General features: G+C 68.3%; 22 protein-coding genes. 13 read left to right on the top strand and 9 right to left on the bottom strand.

Annotation, left to right across the window (positions count from 1 at the left end):
• The first annotated feature begins 31 nt into the window (after window positions 1-31).
• Together ACRDPN_RS02995 and ACRDPN_RS03000 are read left to right on the top strand one after the other, a co-directional pair.
• Window positions 32-349 (top strand): hypothetical protein, encoded by a 318-nt coding sequence (locus ACRDPN_RS02995; RefSeq protein ID WP_431445839.1) that lies wholly within the window; start codon window positions 32-34, stop codon window positions 347-349.
• Window positions 349-1206 (top strand): serine/threonine-protein kinase, encoded by an 858-nt coding sequence (locus ACRDPN_RS03000; protein ID WP_431445840.1) that lies wholly within the window; start codon window positions 349-351, stop codon window positions 1204-1206. The genes ACRDPN_RS02995 and ACRDPN_RS03000 overlap by 1 nt, the downstream gene beginning before the upstream one ends.
• A gap of 3 nt (window positions 1207-1209) precedes the next feature.
• Here the strand turns inward: ACRDPN_RS03000 and ACRDPN_RS03005 are convergent, their stop codons facing one another.
• From ACRDPN_RS03005 to ACRDPN_RS03015, 3 genes are read right to left on the bottom strand one after another with little or no spacing between them, the layout of a single operon-like run.
• Window positions 1210-1866, bottom strand: a complete 657-nt coding sequence (locus ACRDPN_RS03005; protein ID WP_431445841.1) for a response regulator transcription factor — start codon at window positions 1864-1866, stop codon at window positions 1210-1212.
• Window positions 1863-3272, bottom strand: coding sequence for a sensor histidine kinase (locus ACRDPN_RS03010; protein ID WP_431445842.1), 1410 nt, complete (start codon window positions 3270-3272; stop codon window positions 1863-1865). Before ACRDPN_RS03010 ends, ACRDPN_RS03005 begins: the two co-directional genes overlap by 4 nt.
• 3 nt (window positions 3273-3275) lie before the next feature.
• Complete coding sequence (locus tag ACRDPN_RS03015; RefSeq protein WP_431445843.1) at window positions 3276-3548, bottom strand: hypothetical protein; 273 nt, start codon at window positions 3546-3548, stop codon at window positions 3276-3278.
• Between the two features lie 93 nt (window positions 3549-3641).
• Here ACRDPN_RS03015 and ACRDPN_RS03020 point away from each other — a divergent pair, with 93 nt between their 5' ends.
• Window positions 3642-4586 (top strand): bifunctional riboflavin kinase/FAD synthetase, encoded by a 945-nt coding sequence (locus ACRDPN_RS03020; protein WP_431445844.1) that lies wholly within the window; start codon window positions 3642-3644, stop codon window positions 4584-4586.
• 6 nt (window positions 4587-4592) lie between these two features.
• Here ACRDPN_RS03020 and ACRDPN_RS03025 read toward each other — a convergent pair whose 3' ends face one another.
• Window positions 4593-5492, bottom strand: a complete 900-nt coding sequence (locus tag ACRDPN_RS03025) for an SGNH/GDSL hydrolase family protein (RefSeq protein ID WP_431445845.1) — start codon at window positions 5490-5492, stop codon at window positions 4593-4595.
• Window positions 5493-5666: 174 nt separating this feature from the next.
• Here ACRDPN_RS03025 and rpsO point away from each other — a divergent pair, with 174 nt between their 5' ends.
• From rpsO to dapB, 4 genes are all read left to right on the top strand, one after another.
• Window positions 5667-5930 carry a 30S ribosomal protein S15 gene (rpsO, locus tag ACRDPN_RS03030; protein WP_431445869.1) on the top strand — a complete coding sequence of 88 codons (264 nt, stop codon included), beginning with the start codon at window positions 5667-5669 and terminating at the stop codon, window positions 5928-5930.
• 218 nt (window positions 5931-6148) lie between these two features.
• Window positions 6149-8398, top strand: coding sequence for a polyribonucleotide nucleotidyltransferase (locus tag ACRDPN_RS03035; protein ID WP_431445846.1), 2250 nt, complete (start codon window positions 6149-6151; stop codon window positions 8396-8398).
• 92 nt (window positions 8399-8490) lie between these two features.
• Window positions 8491-9705 (top strand): kynureninase, encoded by a 1215-nt coding sequence (gene kynU, locus ACRDPN_RS03040; RefSeq protein WP_431445847.1) that lies wholly within the window; start codon window positions 8491-8493, stop codon window positions 9703-9705.
• Window positions 9706-9715: 10 nt separating this feature from the next.
• Complete coding sequence (gene dapB / locus ACRDPN_RS03045; RefSeq protein ID WP_431445848.1) at window positions 9716-10462, top strand: 4-hydroxy-tetrahydrodipicolinate reductase; 747 nt, start codon at window positions 9716-9718, stop codon at window positions 10460-10462.
• A gap of 3 nt (window positions 10463-10465) precedes the next feature.
• Here the strand turns inward: dapB and ACRDPN_RS03050 are convergent, their stop codons facing one another.
• The 4 genes from ACRDPN_RS03050 to ACRDPN_RS03065 are packed head-to-tail and all read right to left on the bottom strand — an operon-like array spanning window position 10466 to window position 12478.
• On the bottom strand, window positions 10466-10771 hold the full coding sequence (locus ACRDPN_RS03050; protein ID WP_431445849.1) for an AzlD domain-containing protein: 306 nt from the start codon (window positions 10769-10771) through the stop codon (window positions 10466-10468).
• The gene (locus ACRDPN_RS03055) at window positions 10768-11448 is read right to left on the bottom strand and encodes an AzlC family ABC transporter permease (RefSeq protein WP_431445850.1); all 681 of its coding nucleotides are present in this window, start codon (window positions 11446-11448) and stop codon (window positions 10768-10770) included. Before ACRDPN_RS03055 ends, ACRDPN_RS03050 begins: the two co-directional genes overlap by 4 nt.
• Window positions 11445-11981: an N-acetyltransferase family protein gene (locus ACRDPN_RS03060; protein WP_431445851.1), complete on the bottom strand. Its 537-nt coding sequence runs from the start codon at window positions 11979-11981 to the stop codon at window positions 11445-11447. The genes ACRDPN_RS03055 and ACRDPN_RS03060 overlap by 4 nt, the downstream gene beginning before the upstream one ends.
• Window positions 11978-12478, bottom strand: a complete 501-nt coding sequence (locus ACRDPN_RS03065) for a hypothetical protein (RefSeq protein WP_431445852.1) — start codon at window positions 12476-12478, stop codon at window positions 11978-11980. Before ACRDPN_RS03065 ends, ACRDPN_RS03060 begins: the two co-directional genes overlap by 4 nt.
• Before the next feature lie 51 nt (window positions 12479-12529).
• Between ACRDPN_RS03065 and ACRDPN_RS03070 the strand changes: the two genes are divergently transcribed.
• From ACRDPN_RS03070 to ACRDPN_RS03085, 4 genes are read left to right on the top strand one after another with little or no spacing between them, the layout of a single operon-like run.
• A complete protein-coding gene (locus ACRDPN_RS03070; RefSeq protein WP_431445853.1) occupies window positions 12530-13324 on the top strand; it encodes a thymidylate synthase in 795 nt (264 codons plus the stop codon).
• Window positions 13321-13800: a dihydrofolate reductase gene (locus ACRDPN_RS03075; RefSeq protein ID WP_431445854.1), complete on the top strand. Its 480-nt coding sequence runs from the start codon at window positions 13321-13323 to the stop codon at window positions 13798-13800. The genes ACRDPN_RS03070 and ACRDPN_RS03075 overlap by 4 nt, the downstream gene beginning before the upstream one ends.
• A gap of 37 nt (window positions 13801-13837) precedes the next feature.
• Window positions 13838-14290 (top strand): MarR family winged helix-turn-helix transcriptional regulator, encoded by a 453-nt coding sequence (locus ACRDPN_RS03080; protein ID WP_431445855.1) that lies wholly within the window; start codon window positions 13838-13840, stop codon window positions 14288-14290.
• Window positions 14287-14772: a DUF2306 domain-containing protein gene (locus tag ACRDPN_RS03085; protein WP_431445856.1), complete on the top strand. Its 486-nt coding sequence runs from the start codon at window positions 14287-14289 to the stop codon at window positions 14770-14772. Before ACRDPN_RS03080 ends, ACRDPN_RS03085 begins: the two co-directional genes overlap by 4 nt.
• On the opposite strand, the gene ACRDPN_RS03090 is transcribed toward ACRDPN_RS03085, so the two are convergent.
• Window positions 14751-15557, bottom strand: coding sequence for a thioesterase family protein (locus tag ACRDPN_RS03090; protein ID WP_431445857.1), 807 nt, complete (start codon window positions 15555-15557; stop codon window positions 14751-14753). The two genes, ACRDPN_RS03085 and ACRDPN_RS03090, sit on opposite strands and share 22 nt — an antisense overlap.
• Before the next feature lie 74 nt (window positions 15558-15631).
• On the opposite strand from ACRDPN_RS03090, the gene dapA reads away from it, so the two are divergent.
• Both dapA and ACRDPN_RS03100 read left to right on the top strand, forming a co-directional pair.
• Complete coding sequence (gene dapA / locus ACRDPN_RS03095) at window positions 15632-16546, top strand: 4-hydroxy-tetrahydrodipicolinate synthase (RefSeq protein WP_431445858.1); 915 nt, start codon at window positions 15632-15634, stop codon at window positions 16544-16546.
• Window positions 16547-16556: 10 nt separating this feature from the next.
• Window positions 16557-18236 (top strand): ribonuclease J, encoded by a 1680-nt coding sequence (locus ACRDPN_RS03100; protein WP_431445859.1) that lies wholly within the window; start codon window positions 16557-16559, stop codon window positions 18234-18236.
• The last annotated feature ends 116 nt before the right edge of the window (window positions 18237-18352 follow it).

The raw sequence follows: 18352 nt of genomic DNA on the forward strand, positions 1-18352 counted from the left end.
AACGAAACCTCACCAGGAACGGAGCAGTTCAATGAATGGAATCACCCGCGCCGGCATTGCCGCCGTCGCCTCCACCCTCGTACTCGGGACCGCAGCGGTGGTCGTCAGCGGCGTGGCCTCAGCGGATGACGCCGATCAGGCCGCCAAGCGTGAGGACACGTCCTCGTCCTGGGTTGTGGAATCGGACGACGACAACCGCGAGGACGATGCGGCCAGCGACTCCAACACCAACAACACCGACAACACCAACAACACGAAGAACACGAAGAACACGAGAGACAGCAAGAACACGAACAACACGAACAACACCCGGAACTCGGGTCCGTCGGCGAACACAGGACCGAGCTGATGAGCGACACCTGGCGGCTGGTCGAGGGCGACGCGATCGCCCCCGGTCTGTCCGCCGTCTCCCGCCTCGGCGGCGGCGACATGTACGAGGTGTGGATGGCGTTCGACGAGCGCCTCCACACGCTCGTCGTCATCAAGATGCTGCGTCCCTCGCACGTCGACTCCGCATCGTCACGTCACGTGGTCCGCCGCGAGGTCGAGATGCTCAAGCGTCTCCAGCACCCGAGCGTCGTGCGGATGTTCTCGTACGACGACAGCGCAATGCGCCCCTACATCGTGATGGAGTACGTCGACGGCCCCACACTGTCGTCGCTGATCAGCAAGCACGGCGCCCTGCCCATCCACCAGCTCATGCCGTTGGCTCTCGAGCTCAGCGCGGCACTGCACTACCTGGACGCCGAGGGTGTGAGTCACCTCGACATCAAGCCGAGCAACGTCATCATGGGTGCGCCGGCGAAGCTCATCGACCTCTCGCTCGCGATGGAGTCCAAGGTCGCGGCCGAGCTGGATCATCCGCTCGGCAGCGACGAGTACATGGCTCCCGAGCAGATTGAACCCGGTATCCGGGGTCAGGTGGGTCCGGCCAGTGACGTCTGGGGCATGGGAGCGACGCTGTTCCGTGCCGCCGCCGGGTACCGCGCCTTCGATCGGCAACCGCAGTGGGCCCAGCTGCACGATGCACCGTACGCACTGCCCGACACCGTGCCGCCGATGGTCGGGTCGATCATCCTCGACTGCCTGGCCCCCGACCCTGCGGACCGTCCCACGCCGGCCGAGGTCGTCGCTCGTATCGAGCCGGTGATGGACGCTTTGCCGACCGCGTGGCTGTCGGGCTTCAGCCTCAACCGGAGCTCGTGAGCGTCACTCGACCCGGTAGCCGAGACCGCGAACCGTCTTGATGACGTCGGAGCCGAGCTTCTTGCGCAGGTAGCCGACGTAGACGTCGACGATGTTGGAACCCGGGTCGAAGTCGTAGCCCCAGACGAGCGACAGCAGCTGTTCGCGCGAGAGGACCTGACCCTGGTGCCTCAGAAGCACCTCCGCGAGGGCCAGCTCGCGAGCCGACAGCTCGACCTCCTTGGACCCGACGTAGGCCCGCCGGCTGCGAACGTCGAGCTTGACGTCACCGACCACGATCTCCTCGGGCGCGACATCGCCCAGCGGGCGAAGGCGCAGCCTGATGCGGGCGAGCAGCTCGGCGAAGCGGAACGGCTTGCTCATGAAGTCAGCAGCGCCTCCCTCGAGCGCCGCCACCGTGTCGGTCAAGGAGTCGCGGGCGGTGAGCACGACGATCGGCATCTCCGGGCGCTCCACACTCACCCGCTCGAGGATCGCGAACCCGTCGAGTCGGGGCAGCCCGATGTCGAGAACGACCAGGTCGAACTCGCCGGTGAGGGCGTAGTCGAGTCCGATGACGCCGTCGGCGACGACGGTGGGAGTGAAGCCCTCGGCTTTGAGACCCTTGGCGATGAACGAGGAGATCCGAACCTCGTCCTCGACGATGAGCACGCGGTTCACGGGACGGCCCGGACCGGGATGGACAGTCGGAACGTCGCGCCGGAACCCTCGGGTCCCTGTTCGACGAGCTCGGCTCGACCGTCGTGAGCCTCCGCGATCGCCGAGACGATCGACAACCCGAGGCCGAACCCCTCGTGGGTGGACTCGCCCTGTGAGAACCGCTCGAAGACGTCGGCACGCATCGAGGCCGGCACACCGTCTCCGGTGTCGCGGATCCAGAGCTCGAGCTGGTCCCCGTGCAGATCTGAACCAATGCCGATCTCGTCACCTGGCGTCGTGTGCTGCACGGCGTTCTGGGCGAGCTGGAGAAGGGCTTGCGTGATGCGCTGCGCATCCAGCTGCACGAGCACTGACGTGGTCGAGTCGAGCGTCCACGAACGGTCGCCCAGGGCTCGGGCCCGATCGAGCGCGCCGTTGGTCAGGGCCTCGACATCGGTGGGTTCGAGCCGGACGAAGTCAGGCCGCTGCGCCTTGGCGAGCAGGAGGAGGTCGGAGACGAGCCGCGCCATGCGGTCCACCTCGTCGAGCAAGAGCGCCCGGGTGGCCTCCACGTCCTCGGCGTCGGCCGCGTCGACGACCTCCAGGTGGCCGCGCAGCACAGTCAGCGGCGTTCGGAGCTCGTGCGCTGCATCGTCGAGCAGCCGTCGTTGGCTGGCGAATGCGTCCTCTAGCCGGTCGAGCATCGCGTTGAACGTGCGCTGCAGGTCGGTGAGATCGTCGTTGCCGGTGACTTCGAGCCTTCCTCCGAGGTCCCCCTCGGTGATGCCCTGCGCGGTGTCGCGAAGCCGGGTGACCGGGCGGAGAAGACGACCAGCCAGCCACGAGGCAATCGCGGCGATCAGCACGACCGACAAGGCTCCGAGCAGCGCGTACGTGAGAATGAGACCGTTCAGTGAGTCTCGGGATGCGTTCACGTTGTGACTGACCACGAAGACCGCACGCTCGTCGCTCTGGAGGACCGGCTGGACGGCGATCCGATAGCGGGTCCCGCCGATCACGAGGTCATGCGTCCCCCCTTCGGTGCGCATTCGTTCGACGAGTGCCGGGAACGCTGGAGAATCCTGAAGTCGTGAGTCACTCTCGCCGACGTACGTGGGCTTTCCGGTGGCCGGGAAGTTCCACAGGACCTCGTTGGGGTCGGGAAGATTGCGCTGCAGAAACGCCTCGACGAGCCGGTCGGCCGAGGTGAACGGTTGCTGGGTGTCGGGGTCGATACCGTCCCTCTGCAGTCTTCGGAGCTCGCCGACCTCCTGCGCCAGGGTCTGGTCGACGTCGGCGGCGAGGCGCCGCGACTCCACGGCGTAGAGCGCGATCCCCACCGCCACGAGTGCCGTGGCCGTCAGGAGAGCGACAGCGGCGGTGAGCCGCTGCCGGACGGAGAAGCCCGAAACGGCCGTCGTCTGCATCGCTCAGTCGTCGTCATCGTCGTCGTCGTCGATGGATCGGGGTGTGGGGTTCACCTGGGAGAAGTCGTCGTCGTCATCGTCGTCAGCCGTTCGACTGGGCGACGGAGTTGGTGATGGTGATGGTGCCGGAGATGGCGGCTCGGTCGATTCCACGACGATCGGGGGGTACTCGGCGGGCGGCTCGTCGTTCCCGGCCGTGGCACGTCCCACCGCCGCGGCGGCAAGCGCAAGCCCCACCGCGCCCAGCGCGACGGAGATCACGACCGGACGTCTCATCCGTCAAGAGTGCCGTACCTGGGTCATGACGTCGATGAGGAGTACATGAGAGGTCTCTTATTCTTCGTCGACCCCACGCCATAGAGTTCCGATGTGACGATCTGGCGAGACCTCGACGGTGCCGAGACCACGCCACGGAGCGAACGGGCCGCGGTGACGGTGGGTGTCTTCGACGGTGTCCACCGGGGTCACCAGCACGTCCTTGCCGCCACCCGCGCAGCAGCCGCCGACGGGGCATCGGTCGTGGCCGTCACGTTCGAGCCACACCCGCTCGAGGTGCTCACTCCTGACCGGACACCGAAGCGACTCACCACGGTCGAGCGGCGGATCGATCTCCTGCACGCCCACGGCGCCGACGAGGTGCGGGTCCTGGCCTTCGACCAGCACATGTCCGCCTGGACTCCAGAAGAGTTCATCCAGCGGGTGCTGGCCGATGAGCTGCGGTCGTCGGCGGTGGTGGTGGGTGAGAACTTCAGGTTCGGCTCGCGCGCGGCCGGCGATGTCGATCTGCTGCGCCGCGCCGGTGCAGAGTCGGGCTTCACGGTGGAGGGACTTGCTCTCGACGGGGGAGCGGAGCCGTTCTCTTCGACGCTCGTGCGTGCGCACGTCGCCACCGGGCACCTGCCCGAGGCGGCGGTCATCCTCGGCCGTCCACATGAGGTGAGCGGAGAGGTCGTCGAGGGTGATCGTCGCGGACGCTCACTCGGGTTCCCGACCGCGAACATCCCGGTGGACGACGTGTATGCCGTGCCACCCGATGGGGTGTACGCCGGCCGCGTCGACATCGGCGCCGAGGTGCTCGCGGCCGCGATCTCGGTGGGCACCAATCCGACGTTCGGCGGACGCGACCGCCGGGTGGAGTCGTACATCATCGACCGGCCGGCGGAGGGAGGTCTCGACCTCTACGGGAAGCAGATCCGCGTCGAGCTCGTGCGCTGGCTGCGCGGCATGGACGTCTTCGACACCGTCGACGCCCTGGTGGCGCAGATGCACGAGGACGTCGCGGACACGCGGACGGTGCTCGCCGAGCTCGGATGAGCCGGTTCAGTTCCCGGCTTTCTCGAGCTCCTTCGCCACTGCATCGGCCATCGCCTTCTCGCCGGCTGCGTTCGGGTGCAGGAAGGCGCCGTCGCCGGTCGGGGGCTCGAGGCCGTTGACCCACGCCGCATCGCCGGAGCACAGGTCGTGCCCCTTCGAACGGGCGTGCATCGGCACGAAGGCCACGCCGGCCGAGGCGGCGGCCGACGCCATCGCCGCCGACAGGTCCGACTCCACCGAGGAGAGCCAGGCGAGGTCGCCCTTCGCGTAAGGGGCGTTCTTGCACGTGCCGCTCCGGGGCATGAGCCGCGGATAGCCGACGACCAGGATCTCGGCTCGGGGAGCCTTCGTGCGTACCGCGTCGAGGACGGTGCCGATCTTCTTCCCGATCGCGGGTATGGCCGATCCGACGTCGGTCGCGATCAGATCACGGCACGGCGCGCCTGGGGCGCCGGGTTTCGAGACGTTCGGACAGGTGCCGATCAGATTCCCGTAGAGGCCGAAGTCGTTGCCGCCGACGCTGACCGTCACCACCTTCGACTGCTCCGTGACGGCGTCGATCTGGGCCGGTAGTCCGCGCCCTGCCTGCAGCACGTCCGCGCTCGAGGCGCCTCCGCAGCTGACGTCGGTGAGGGTCAGGTCGAGCGCCTCAGCCACGAGACTGGGATAGTTCTCCGTCGACCGCTGGCACAGGAGTCCGTCGGGCTGGAACGAACCGATCAGGCCGCCGGCCGTGTAGGAGTCGCCGATGGCGACGTACGACGGTCCGGGCTCGGGGCGCGGGCTGCTCGGCACGGGTGCGGGCGTCCGCGTCGGTGCCGGCTCGGGGCCGGCGCTGCTGCACGCGGTGAGGACGAGGGCGACCGAGATCGCGAGCACGCCGCATGCCCGCGCGCTCCTGGTCATGCGTCGAGCGTAGCGATGGGACGGTTGCGATTCGCGCCTCGTGATGGTGCGCTGATACGCTGGCAGTTGCCGTGCAACGGCCACGGATTCCAGTGCCCCGGTGAACCGGCCCGGGCGCGCCGTGCAACGAAACCTCAGAGGAGAAACGTGGCGAAGAAGACTGCCGTGCCCACCGTGGCCGAGCTTCCCAAGGCCGAAATCATCAAGCAGTACGCCGTCAGCGACGGCGACACCGGATCCCCTGAGGTCCAGGTGGCCCTCCTGAGTGGCCGCATCGCGCACCTGACCGAGCACCTCAAGGAGCACCAGCACGACCACCACAGCCGTCGTGGGCTGCTGCTGCTCGTGGGTCAGCGTCGTCGCCTGCTGAACTACCTGCAGAACACCGACATCGAGCGCTACCGCGCGCTCATCGAGCGACTCGGCCTGCGCCGTTAGACCATGAGGTGGTCGCCACACGGGCGACCTCACTCCACAACTTCATACCGCCTCACCAGGACGAGACACTCCAGGCACGACGCTCGGTCCTCGGTAGTGGCCCTCGGGACAGCCTCCACAGGAACGGCCCCGCAGGCCTCGATCGAAGACCGAACTTCTCACCGCCCGCCTGCGTCTCGTCCCTCACAGCAGGCATTTCGCCTGCGGAAGGGACTCGCATGAGCGACTCCACACTGCATACGTCCGAAGCCGTCATCGACAACGGACGGTTCGGCACCCGAAAGGTCCGGTTCGAGACCGGGCTCCTCGCCCGACAGGCCGCCGGAAGCGTGGCCGCCTTCCTCGACGACGACACCATGCTGCTCTCTGCCACCACGGCCGGCAAGCACCCGAAGGAGCAGTTCGACTTCTTCCCGCTCACCGTCGACGTCGAGGAGCGCATGTACGCCGCGGGACGCATCCCCGGCTCGTTCTTCCGTCGCGAGGGCCGTCCGAGTGAGGACGCCATCCTCACCTGCCGACTGATCGACCGCCCGCTGCGCCCGACCTTCAAGAAGGGTTTGCGCAACGAGGTCCAGGTCGTCATCACGGTGCTCGCCCTCAACCCCGACACCCCGTACGACGTGCTGGCCATCAACGCCGCCTCCGCTTCCACGCAAATCTCCGGCCTGCCATTCTCCGGTCCGGTCGGCGCCACCCGCGTGGCCCTCATCGAGGGTGAGTGGGTCGCCTTCCCGACGCACGAGCAGCTCGAGAACGCCGTCTTCGACATGGTCGTCGCCGGCCGCGTCGCGGGCGACGATGTCGCCATCATGATGGTCGAGGCGGAGTCCACCCAGGCGACCTGGGAGCTCGTCCAGAGCGGCGTCCAGGCGCCCACGGAGGAGATCGTCGCCCAGGGACTCGACGCTGCGAAGGGCGTCATCAAGCAGCTCTGTGAGGCGCAGGCCGACCTCGCCGAGAACTCCGCCAAACCGATCCAGGAGTTCCCGGTCTTCCCCGACTACCAGGACGACGTCTACGACGCCGTCGCCACCACGGCATCCGGCCCGCTCGGCGAGTCGATGACCATCGTCAGCAAGGCCGACCGCGAGGCTCGCCAGAGCGAGATCAAGGCCGACGTCATCGAGCAGCTCGGCGAGCAGTTCGAAGGTCGCGAGAAGGAGATCGGCGCCGCTATGCGGGCCGTCACCAAGACGCTCGTGCGTGATCGCGTGCTGCGCGACAACGTGCGCATCGATGGCCGCGGTCTGGCCGACATCCGTGAGCTGTCCGCCGAGGTCGGCGTCATCCCACGCGTGCACGGCTCGGCGCTGTTCCAGCGCGGCGAGACCCAGATCCTGGGCGTCACCACGCTGAACATGCTCGGCCTGGAGCAGAAGCTCGACACGCTGTCACCCGAGACCACGAAGCGCTACATGCACAACTACAACTTCCCGCCGTTCTCGACCGGAGAGACCGGTCGCGTGGGCTCGCCCAAGCGTCGCGAGATCGGTCACGGCGCACTCGCCGGCCGCGCGCTGCAGCCGGTGCTGCCGACGCGCGAGGAGTTCCCGTACGCGATCCGTCAGGTCTCCGAGGCGCTCAGCTCCAACGGCTCCACCTCGATGGGTTCGGTCTGCGCCTCGACGCTCGGACTGCTCAACGCCGGTGTTCCGCTGCGTGCCCCCGTCGCGGGCATCGCGATGGGCCTCATCTCCGGCGAGGTCGACGGCCAGCAGCAGTTCGTCACGCTGACCGACATCCTCGGAGCCGAGGACGCCTACGGCGACATGGACTTCAAGGTCGCCGGCACGCGTGAGTTCGTCACCGCCCTGCAGCTCGACACCAAGCTCGACGGCATCCCCGCCGACGTGCTCGCCGGTGCCCTTACGCAGGCCCGTGAGGCGCGCTTCACGATCCTCGACGTCATGTCCGAGGCGATCTCCGAGCCCGACGAGATGAGCCCCTACGCGCCACGCATCCTCACTATCAGGATCCCGGTCGACAAGATCGGCGAGGTCATCGGCCCCAAGGGCAAGGTCATCAACCAGATCCAGGACGACACCGGCGCCCAGATCTCGCTCGAGGACGACGGCACCGTCTATGTCGGAGCCGACAACGGCGATGCCGCCGAGGCCGCGCGGGCCGCGATCAACGCGATCGCCAACCCGACGATGCCCGAGGTCGGCGAGCGCTACCTCGGCACCGTCGTCAAGACGGTCGACTTCGGCGCGTTCATCTCGCTGCTGCCGGGCAAGGACGGCCTGCTGCACATCAGCAAGCTGCGCGAGCTCAACGACGGCAACCGGGTCGAGCGGGTCGAGGACGTCGTGTCCGTCGGACAGAAGATCCAGGTCGAGATCGCCGAGCTCGGCGACCGCGGCAAGCTGTCCCTCATCCCGGTGATCGACGAGTCCGGCCACGCCATCGAGACTCCTGTCGAGGAGACCGCCGACGAGTCCGCCGAGGTCGGCGCCGACGCCTGATCCTCGGCACGACGAGCCCCGGCACCGCACGGCGTCGGGGGTTCGTCGCGTCCACTCGACGTGACCGGTGGGCATGAGACGATCTCCGGGCCATGAGCGACGCCGAGCTTCGAACCCGAGCAGCATCTCTCGACGCCGAGGACTCGCTTGCCGGGTTTCGCGAGCGGTTCCTCCCCGCGGACGGCCTCGTCGCGTACTTCGACGGGAACTCGCTCGGTCGCCCGCCTCGGGCGACAGCCGAGCGTCTGGCGTCCTTCGTCACCGGGGAGTGGGGCGGCCGGCTCATCCGCGGCTGGGACGAGGGCTGGGTCGAGCTACCGGTCACGGTGGGCGACGAGCTGGCCGCCGCAGTCCTCGGCGCGGCGCCGGGTCAGACGGTTGTCGCGGACTCCACCTCGGTCAACCTGTTCAAGGTGCTGCACGCGGCGTGCCGCCTGCGTCCGGACCGCTACGAGATCGTCATCGACACCACCAACTTCCCCACGGACCGCTACCTCGTCGAGGGTGTGGCCGAACAACGCGGTATGACCGTTCGCTGGATCGAGCCCGATCTGGTCGAGAACGTCACGGCCGCCGCCCTCGCCGAGGTCCTGGGTGAGCGCACGGCCGCCGTGGTGCTCAGCCACGTCGACTACCGGTCTGGAACGATCCTCGACGTCGCGGGCCTCACCCAGCAGGTGCACGCCTCCGGTGGCCTGATCGTCTGGGACCTGTGCCACTCCGCAGGCGTGCTGCCGATCGCACTCGACGCGGCCGACGTCGACTTCGCCGTCGGCTGCACGTACAAGTACCTCAACGCGGGTCCAGGTGCGCCGGCGTTCCTCTACGTCGCCGCGCGACACCTGTCCGAGGCCGCACAGCCGGTGCCGGGCTGGTTCAGCGCGGCAGACCTTTTCGCGATGTCCGGCACCTACACAGCGGCACCGGACATCCGTCGCATGCTCAGCGGCACGCCCAACCTCATGGGCATCCTCGCCGTCCGCGAGGGGGCGAAGATGGTCGCCGAGGCAGGCCTGGAGGCCATCCGCGCCAAGTCGATCCTGCTCACGGAGTTCCTCCTCGAGCAGGTCGACCGTCTTGATGTCGCGATGCTGTCGCCCCGCAGCTCGGAGCGTCGCGGCAGCCACGTCACGATCCAGGTGCCGGACGCCGCCGGCGTTGCCGGGCGGCTTGGTGCGGCCGGCGTCATCCCGGATGTCCGCCACCCCGATCTCCTGCGTCTCGGGCTCTCACCGCTGTCCACATCGTTCACCGAGGTGCACGAAGGTTGGGCGGTGCTCGCCGACATCCTCGGGCCTCCCCACTAGGCTCACCGGCATGACGCGCGTGGCAGTGCTGGGAGCCAAGGGACGGATGGGATCGACGTCGGTGCAGGCGATCGATGCAGCCGACGGTCTCGAGGTCGTTGCCCAGGTCGACATCGACGACGACCTCTCCGCGATCACCGATGCCGAGGCCGACGTGGCACTCGACTTCACCCAGCCCGACGTTGCGCTCGACCACGTGCGATGGTGCGTCGAGAACGGCGTGCACATCGTCGTCGGAACGTCGGGTTTCGACGACACCAAGGTCGCCGTCGTGCGCGAGCTGCTGGGCGACGATCCGTCGGTCGGCGTCCTGGTGGTGCCGAACTTCTCGGTCGGCGCTGTGCTGATGATGCGCTTCGCGGCCGTCGCCGCTCCCTTCTTCCAATCGGTCGAGGTCATCGAGATGCATCACCCGGACAAGGTCGACGCACCGTCCGGCACGGCCACCCGCACGGCGGAGGTCGTCGCGGACGCCCGTCGCGATGCCGGATCTCCACCGCTGCCCGACGCCACCACCTCCGATCCCGACGGTGCCCGCGGTGCACGCATCTCCGGTGTGCCGGTGCACTCCGTTCGCGCCCGCGGATTCGTGGCCAGCCAGGAGGTCGTCATGGGCGGCGTGGGGGAGACGTTCTCCATCCGGCACGACTCGCATGATCGGGAGTCGTTCATGCCCGGCGTGCTGGCCGCCCTGCGCGCCGTGGCGAACCGGCCCGGCGTGACCGTCGGCCTCGAGGGCGTCCTCGGCATCGACTGATCGTCACAACAGCCGCAGTAACGCTGCAGTCGCTGCCGCGGCGATCACCATCGGCAGGAACGGCACCCGCAGCATCAGCAGCACGGCCGCCACGAGCAGTCCCGCCAACCGTGCATCGACCACCAGCTCGTGGTCGCCGCCGAGCACCTGGACGGCGATGAGCGCGCCGAGCAAGGCCACCGGGATGAGGTGGGCTGCGTGCTCGGTGACGTGATGCTCGAGCACCCGGTCGGGCACCGACAGACCGGCCAGCTTGAACGCGAAGCACCCGGCCGCCATCAAGGCGATGCCCACCCACGTCGCGGTCATGGCAGGTCCTCCGGGGGTCGGATGTGGCGCAGGAGTCCGACCAGCACCGCAACGGCGCCGCCGACGATGATCGGCACTCCGGCCGCGGTGAACGGCACCAGCGCGAGGGCCACTGCCGCCGCGAGCGCGGCGATCGCCCGAGCTCCCCGCGAGCTCAGACGCGGCCAGAGCAGCCCGAGGAACGCCGCCCCGACGGCGGCGTCGAGACCGAAGGCGCGGGGGTCGCCGATCGCGGTGCCTCCCAGGGCGCCGAGGAACGTCGAGAGGTTCCACAGCACGAAGATGCAGACGCCGGTCCAGTAGAAACCGAGGCGCGCCTGACGCGTCGATTCCCTGGTGACGGCCATGGCCGTCGACTCGTCGATGACGAGATGCGCGGAGGCGAGTCGGGCCGATCCACGCAGCTGGAGCAGCGGCGCCAGGGCCACGCCGTAGAACATGTTGCGGCTGCCGAGCAGGATCCCGGTCACTGTCGCCGCCAGGGACGTGCCGCCCGACGCAAGCACACCGATGAAGGCGAACTGCGAGGCACCGGTGAACACGGCCAGGGAGAGCACACAGGTCTGCCAGACATCGAGGCCGGCGGTGACCCCGAGCGCCCCGAACGACACACCGTAGGCGCCGGTCGCCAGGCCCACGCCGAGCGAGTCGGTGATGACCGACCGGTCCGAGGTCATGAAGGCAGAGTGGTGTGCAGGCGCACCTGCTTGACCGTGTTGCCGGCCTCGTCCTGGAGCTCACGGTGCGCTCCGTCGGCCGCCCAGCCGGAGCTGGTCACGAACTCACGCAGGGCGTCGTCGGTGCTCGCGATCCACCAGCGCACGCGAGTGAAGCGGTCGGCTGCCAGGGTGTCCATGGCGGCCTGGAGGAGACGTGAACCGTGTCCCTCTCGGCGGTGGGCGGGGTCGACGACGAACTCGCCGACCTCTCCGTCGGCCACTTGATCGGCATCGGGGTCGAACGACGGGTGCACCATGGCGAACCCGCGGACGTCGGCGCGCTCGAGCGCCACGAGCACCCGCATGCGGGCGTCCTGTGGCTTGGTGAGGGCGGCCGTCCACCGCTCTGCGAAGTCGTCGGCGTCGAGCGAGTCGAGAACGTCGGGGGAGAGGAGGTCGGCGTACATGTCGCGCCAGGCGGCGAGCTGGACCCGCGCCATGGACGAGGCGTCGTCCGGCCACGCCAGACGCGCGCTGACGTCAGCGGTCACCACGACCGGAAGGACTCCACGAGCCCGGATTCGGCACCATCGGCGTCGAGCATCACCTCGGTCATAGAGGTGTTGCGCAGCGACGGCCAGGTCTCGAAGACGATGAGCGCGAGACCGGGTACACCACCGATCAACATCGGCCAACCGCCGTAGGGAGCCACGAAGCCGACGATCACGGCGAAGATGACGCTCGCCTCGCAATACGCGAGCTTGCGGACGATCTGACCAGCGAAGACGCCCACGGCCCGTGATCGCAGCTCATCGGGGTCAACCGCAGGACTCAGGGGCCGCGCCGACAACCAGACCCGCTCGGCGAAGAACGCGGAGATCGCGACCGCGAGGAGCAGAAGGAGGACGATCCACCACGGTGGGAAACGCGCGTCGGTGCCGCCGAAGGCCCAGAACAACAGGACGAGGAACACCGCAGTGAGGCCCATCTGGAGGAAGGCGAACGTGCGGACCTCGGCCGGCGAGGTCTCGTATTCCTGGGTCGGCATGACCAGAGTTTCGCACACCGTCCTGTCGGTTTCCGTTGGTACTCTGCCGACATGCAGGTGTACCTCGATCTGATGCAACGAATCATCGACGACGGTGTCGAAAAGAGCGACCGCACCGGCACCGGCACCCGCAGCCTGTTCGGCCACCAGATGAGGTTCCGGCTGGCCGACGGATTCCCGTTGGTCACCACCAAGAAGATCCACCTGAAGTCCGTCGTCGGAGAGCTGCTCTGGTTCATCTCCGGCGACACCAACGTGAAGTGGCTGCGCGAAAACGGCATCTCCATCTGGGACGAGTGGGCCGACGACGCCGGCGAGCTCGGTCCCGTCTACGGGCACCAGTGGCGGTCGTGGCCGGCGCCGAACGGCGAGACCATCGACCAGCTGACCCGCGTCATCGAGTCGCTCCGGGCCGACCCCGACTCGCGGCGTCACATCGTCAGCGCCTGGAACGTCGCCGACCTCGACGACATGGCCCTGGCCCCCTGCCACGCGTTCTTCCAGTTCTACGTGGCGGACGGCCGGTTGTCGTGCCAGCTGTACCAGCGGTCGGCCGACGTCTTCCTCGGCGTCCCGTTCAACATCGCGTCGTATGCCCTGCTCACCCACATGGTCGCCCAGGTGACCGGTCTCGAGGTCGGCGACTTCGTGCACACCCTCGGCGACGCGCACCTCTACCTCAACCACCTCAACCAGGCGCACGAGCAGCTCACCCGCGAGCCCCGTCCTCTCCCGGAGCTGTGGCTCGACCCGTCCATCACCTCCATCGACGGCTTCTCGCTGGAGTCGATCAAGGTCACCGCCTACGACCCGCACCCGCTCATCAAGGCTCCCATCGCCATATGACGGTCACGCTCGTCGTCGCCGTCGGCGCGAACGGGGTCATCGGTGTCGACGGCGGACTGCCGTGGCGCCTGCCCGAGGACCTCGCCCACTTCAAGAAGCTGACGATGGGGCACCCCATGGTCATGGGCCGCACGACGTTCGAGTCCATCGGACGGCCGCTGCCCGGACGCACCACGATCGTGCTCACCCGCGACCCGCACTGGTCCGCTCCTGGCGTCGAGGTGGCAGGGACGATCGAAGCCGCGCTCGAGCGTGCGCAGCAGCTCGACGACGAGGTTTTCATCGTCGGGGGAGCGCAGGTCTACGCTCGGGCGCTCGAAGCCGGGCTCGTCGACCTCATGTGCGTCACCCGTGTGGCAGCCGCCCCCGAGGGCGACACTCACTTCCCGAAGATCGAATGGGAGCAATGGCGAGAGGTCGGCCACGTCCCCTACGGTGGCGACCCGTCGTTCGACATCGTCACGTACGAACGGTAACTTGCAGACAGTAACTTACTGATGCTAAGTTACATCCATGACCGAGCGACTGCACCAGCCCGCGTACGCACTGCACGCCTTGGTGGCGGTGCTCGACCGCGGGGCGGACCAGATCCTCCGGGAGAAGTTCGACATCACGTTCAACCGCTACCTGACGCTGTTGACCCTGCAGCGCCTCGGATCGGCCACCCAGCGCGAGCTTGCGGCTGAGCTCGGGGTGAGCGAACCGTCGGTGAGCCGGTCGGTGCCGCTCCTCACCGAGGAGGGATACCTGACCTCCACGTCCGTGGCCGGCGGGGGCAATCGGCGGCGGGTCGAGCTCACCCCCGGCGGCGAGAAGCTCGTCGACAAGGCCGCCGACCTCCTGGAGGACGCCTTCGCGCAGGTCATGCGGGAGGCGGGTGTGTCGTCGAAGCAGGTTCTCGGCGTCGCCGGCCCGATGCTTGGCGTACTCCACGGCAACTCCGACGACGAAGGAGACGACTCATGACCTGGACCCTGCTCATCGCCACGCACGCGTTCGCTGCGGCGGTTGCCCTGACCCTCGGCGCCTGGCAGCTGTTCTTCTCCACCAAGGGCAACCGACAGCACCGGCTCGCCGGACGGACCTGGGTGGCGCTCATGCTCTACGTGTCGATCACGTCCTTCTGGATTCGTGATCTGCGGGACGGGGCGTTCAGCTTCCTGCACGTGCTCTCGGTGGTCACGATCGTCACGGTGACGCTCGGTGTGGTCGGCGCGGTGCGCGGGAACATCCAGAGCCACCGCGGGAACATGACCGGAAGCTGGATCGGCCTGCTGTTCGCCTTCGTGTTCGCCGTCGCGATCCCGGACCGCCACATTCCGACGTTCGTCGTCAGCGAACCACTCCAGGCCTCGGCCGCGGCCGCATCCGTCCTCCTCACGACGATCGTGGTCGTGGGACTCGCCCGTTCGCTGCCCCAGGTGCGTCAGGAGAGGATCGCCAGCTGACGGCTCTGCGCGATGAGTCGACCCGCCTCGTCCCAGAGCTCGACGTCCTCGTCGTGGTAGCCGTCGATGACGTGCCGGGCGACCACGTGGGCGAGGGCCCAACCGGTCGACGGACGACGCCGGAAGTGGACGGTCAGCTGCACCGTCGCCGACTTGATCTCCCCGATCTCGGCAGTCACCGGCGGATAGGCGTCCACCAGCACCGCCGCCGCCAGGGCGTCGATCGGCCGGCCGTCCTTGGGCCGCACCCAGAATGTCGCCTCCAACTCACCGGTCGGCTCGCCCGTCATCCAGCCCGGGACGGCCTCGTGCCGGTAGTCGAAGCGGTCGATGATGGGCACGGCTCCGGACGGCACGGCCGCCATCACGTCGATGCACTCGTCGGGCCCGGGGATGGGTGGACTGTCGCGCGGTGTGTGCTGGGCGGTGCCGGTGGCGTCGGCGTCGTGCATGCTGACGACCGCGTGCACCACCTGCTTGTCGTCCTGGGTCATCGTGGCGACGAACGTGGCGACGCGCTTGCCGACGCGCAACGGTGCGACCTCGATGGTCGCCTCGCCGACCGCGGGTGGCCGGAAGTAGGAGATGGACGCCGCCAGCGGGTCGGGCAGCGGCGACTCCGTCGTGACCGCCTGCAGCACGAGGGCAAGTACGTAGCCGCCGTTGGCAGTGCCGTTCGGAGTGTTCCACTCGTCCGTCACGGTCACGCTGTGCTCTCCGTCGGCGCTGCGCGATGCCGCGACAGCCCGGTCGAGCTCGAAAGCGGACGGGTCGGAGTCAGCCATGACGTCATCGTGCCCGGTCATCACGACACACCGGCGCTGGGGTCCCGACCTGTCGGTCGCGGTAGCCTCGGAGCATGACGTCCCCGCTCGCCACCGAGGCTGCGCCGTTCGGCCGGGTGCTGACCGCCATGGTCACGCCGTTCACGCCCGACGGTGCGCTCGACGTCGACGCCGCACAGCGGGTGGCCACGTACCTCGTCGACCGCGGCAACGACGGGCTCGTCGTCAGCGGTACCACCGGTGAGTCACCGACGACCACGGTCGATGAGGACGGTCGGTTGCTCACGGCGGTCATCGAGGCGGTCGGCGACCGCGCCACGGTGGTCGCCGGGGTCGGCACCAACGACACTCGCCACAGCGTCGAGCTCGCCGAGCAGGCCCGCAAGGCCGGCGCCCACGGACTCCTCCTCGTCACGCCGTACTACAGCAAGCCGCCCCAGTCGGGCATCGTCCAGCACGTCAACGCGGTCGCGAACGCCGGCGACGACGTCCCGGTCATCCTGTACGACATCCCGGGCCGCACCGGCGTGCAGATCGCCGAGGCCACCTACCCCGAGCTGGTGCGCAATCCCCTCGTCGTGGCCGTCAAGGACGCCGTCGGCGACCTCGAGCGCGGCGCGTGGCTCATGCGCGAGACCGGCATCCGCATCTACTCCGGCGACGACACGCTCAACCTCGGCTGGCTGGCCGTGGGCGCCAGCGGCGTCGTGAGTGTCGTGGCGCATGCCGCGGCCCGCGAGTACGCCGAGATGGTCGCGGCGGTCGACGCCGGCGACCTCCCCACCGCACGGGCGATCAACGACCGTCTCCTGCCCGCAGTGCGGGCCATCATGACCCACACGCAAGGTGCGATCACCGCCAAGGTGGTGTTGCAGCTGCTCGGAGTGCTCGAGCACCGCACCGTGCGTGGCCCCCTCCCCGAAGCCACCGACGACGAGGTCGCCATCGTGCGCGCCGGTCTGGTGGCGTCGGGCCTTCTCGAGAGCTGAGTACTTCTACATGAGCCACATGCACCTGGAGCTCGACCCACCGCCGAAGCTCCGTCCCGGAGGCCTGCGCGTCATGCCCCTGGGTGGCCTTGGCGAGGTCGGGCGCAACATGACCGTGTTCGAGTTCGACGGCAAGCTGTTGATCGTCGACTGCGGGGTGCTGTTCCCTGAGGAGCACCATCCGGGTGTCGACCTGATCCTCCCCGACTTCGGCCCCATCCGGCACCGGCTCGAGGACATTGTGGGCATCGTGCTGACGCACGGCCACGAGGACCACATCGGCGGCGTGCCGTATCTCCTTCGCGAGCGCGACAACATCCCGATCATCGGCTCCAAGCTGACCTTGGCGCTGGTCGACCCCAAGCTGAAGGAGCACCGGCTCAAGGAGGTGCCGCGACACGTCGTCTCCGAGGGGGAGACGCTTGACCTCGGTCCCTTCAAGTGCGAGTTCGTCGCCGTCAACCACTCCATCCCGGATGCCCTCGCGGTCGCGATCAAGACCCCCGCCGGGGTCGTGCTCCACACTGGCGACTTCAAGATGGATCAGCTGCCTCTCGACGGTCGCATCACCGACCTGCGGGCCTTCGCTCGTCTGGGCGAGGCGGGCGTGGATCTCTTTCTCACCGACTCCACCAATGCCGAGGTCCCGGGCTTCACCACGCCCGAGCGCAACATCACCCCGGCCATCGACGCGGTGTTCGCCCGTAGCGAGAAGCGCATCGTCGTCGCTTCGTTCGCCTCGCACATCCATCGCGTCCAGCAGGTGCTCGACGCCGCCGCCCGCCACAAGCGCAAGGTCGCCTACGTCGGCCGTTCGATGGTGCGAAACATGCAGATCGCCCGTGAGCTCGGCTACCTGAAGGTGCCGGACGGTGTGGTCGTCGACAAGATCGACGCCGCGCCTCCCCACAAGATGGTGCTGATGTCGACCGGGTCCCAGGGCGAGCCGATGGCGGCTCTGTCGCGCATGGCCAACAGCAGCCACCCGCAGGTGCAGATCGAGCCGGGCGACACCGTGCTGATGGCGTCGTCACTCATCCCCGGCAACGAGAACGCCATCTACCGCGTCATCGACGGGCTCACCAAGCTCGGCGCCAGCGTGGTGCACAAGGGCAACGCGCTCGTGCACGTCTCGGGTCACGCCTCGGCCGGAGAGCTGCTCTACTGCTACAACATCGTCAAGCCCAGCAACGTGTTGCCCGTGCACGGCGAGATCCGGCACCTGCACGCCAACGGTGCGCTGGCGCGCAAGACCGGTGTGCCGAACGTGCTGCTGGCCGAGGACGGGTTCGTCATCGACCTCATCGACGGGCACGCCGCCATCACCGGCGCACTCGACTGCGGCTACGTGTACGTCGACGGCTCGTCGGTGGGCGACCTCAGCGAGACCGAGCTCAAGGACCGCCGCATCCTCGGCGACGAGGGCTTCATCTCCGTCGTGGTCGTCATCGACTCCACCACGGGCAAGATCGTGACCGGACCAGAGATCCACGCCCGCGGGCTCGCCGAGGAGGACTCCGTCTTTGACGAGATCCAGCCCCGCCTGGTGTCGGCGCTCGAGGAAGCCCTCAGCGAGGGCGCACACGACTCCCGCCAGCTGGAGCAGATCATGCGACGCACCCTCGGCTCGTTCGTGGGCCGAACGCTGAGACGTCGCCCGATGATCGTCCCGATCGTCCTCGAGGCCTAACCGCTCGCGAGAGAGAAGTTCCCCGCTCGCGAGAGAGAAGCTACCCGGCCGCGAGAGAGAAAGTTTCCCCGCGGCGAGAGACGCTCCTGCCGTGAGGTTGCTGTCATCGTCAGCGA

It is taken from the genome of Aeromicrobium sp. (assembly GCF_050700635.1).
GTDB lineage: Bacteria > Actinomycetota > Actinomycetes > Propionibacteriales > Nocardioidaceae > Aeromicrobium.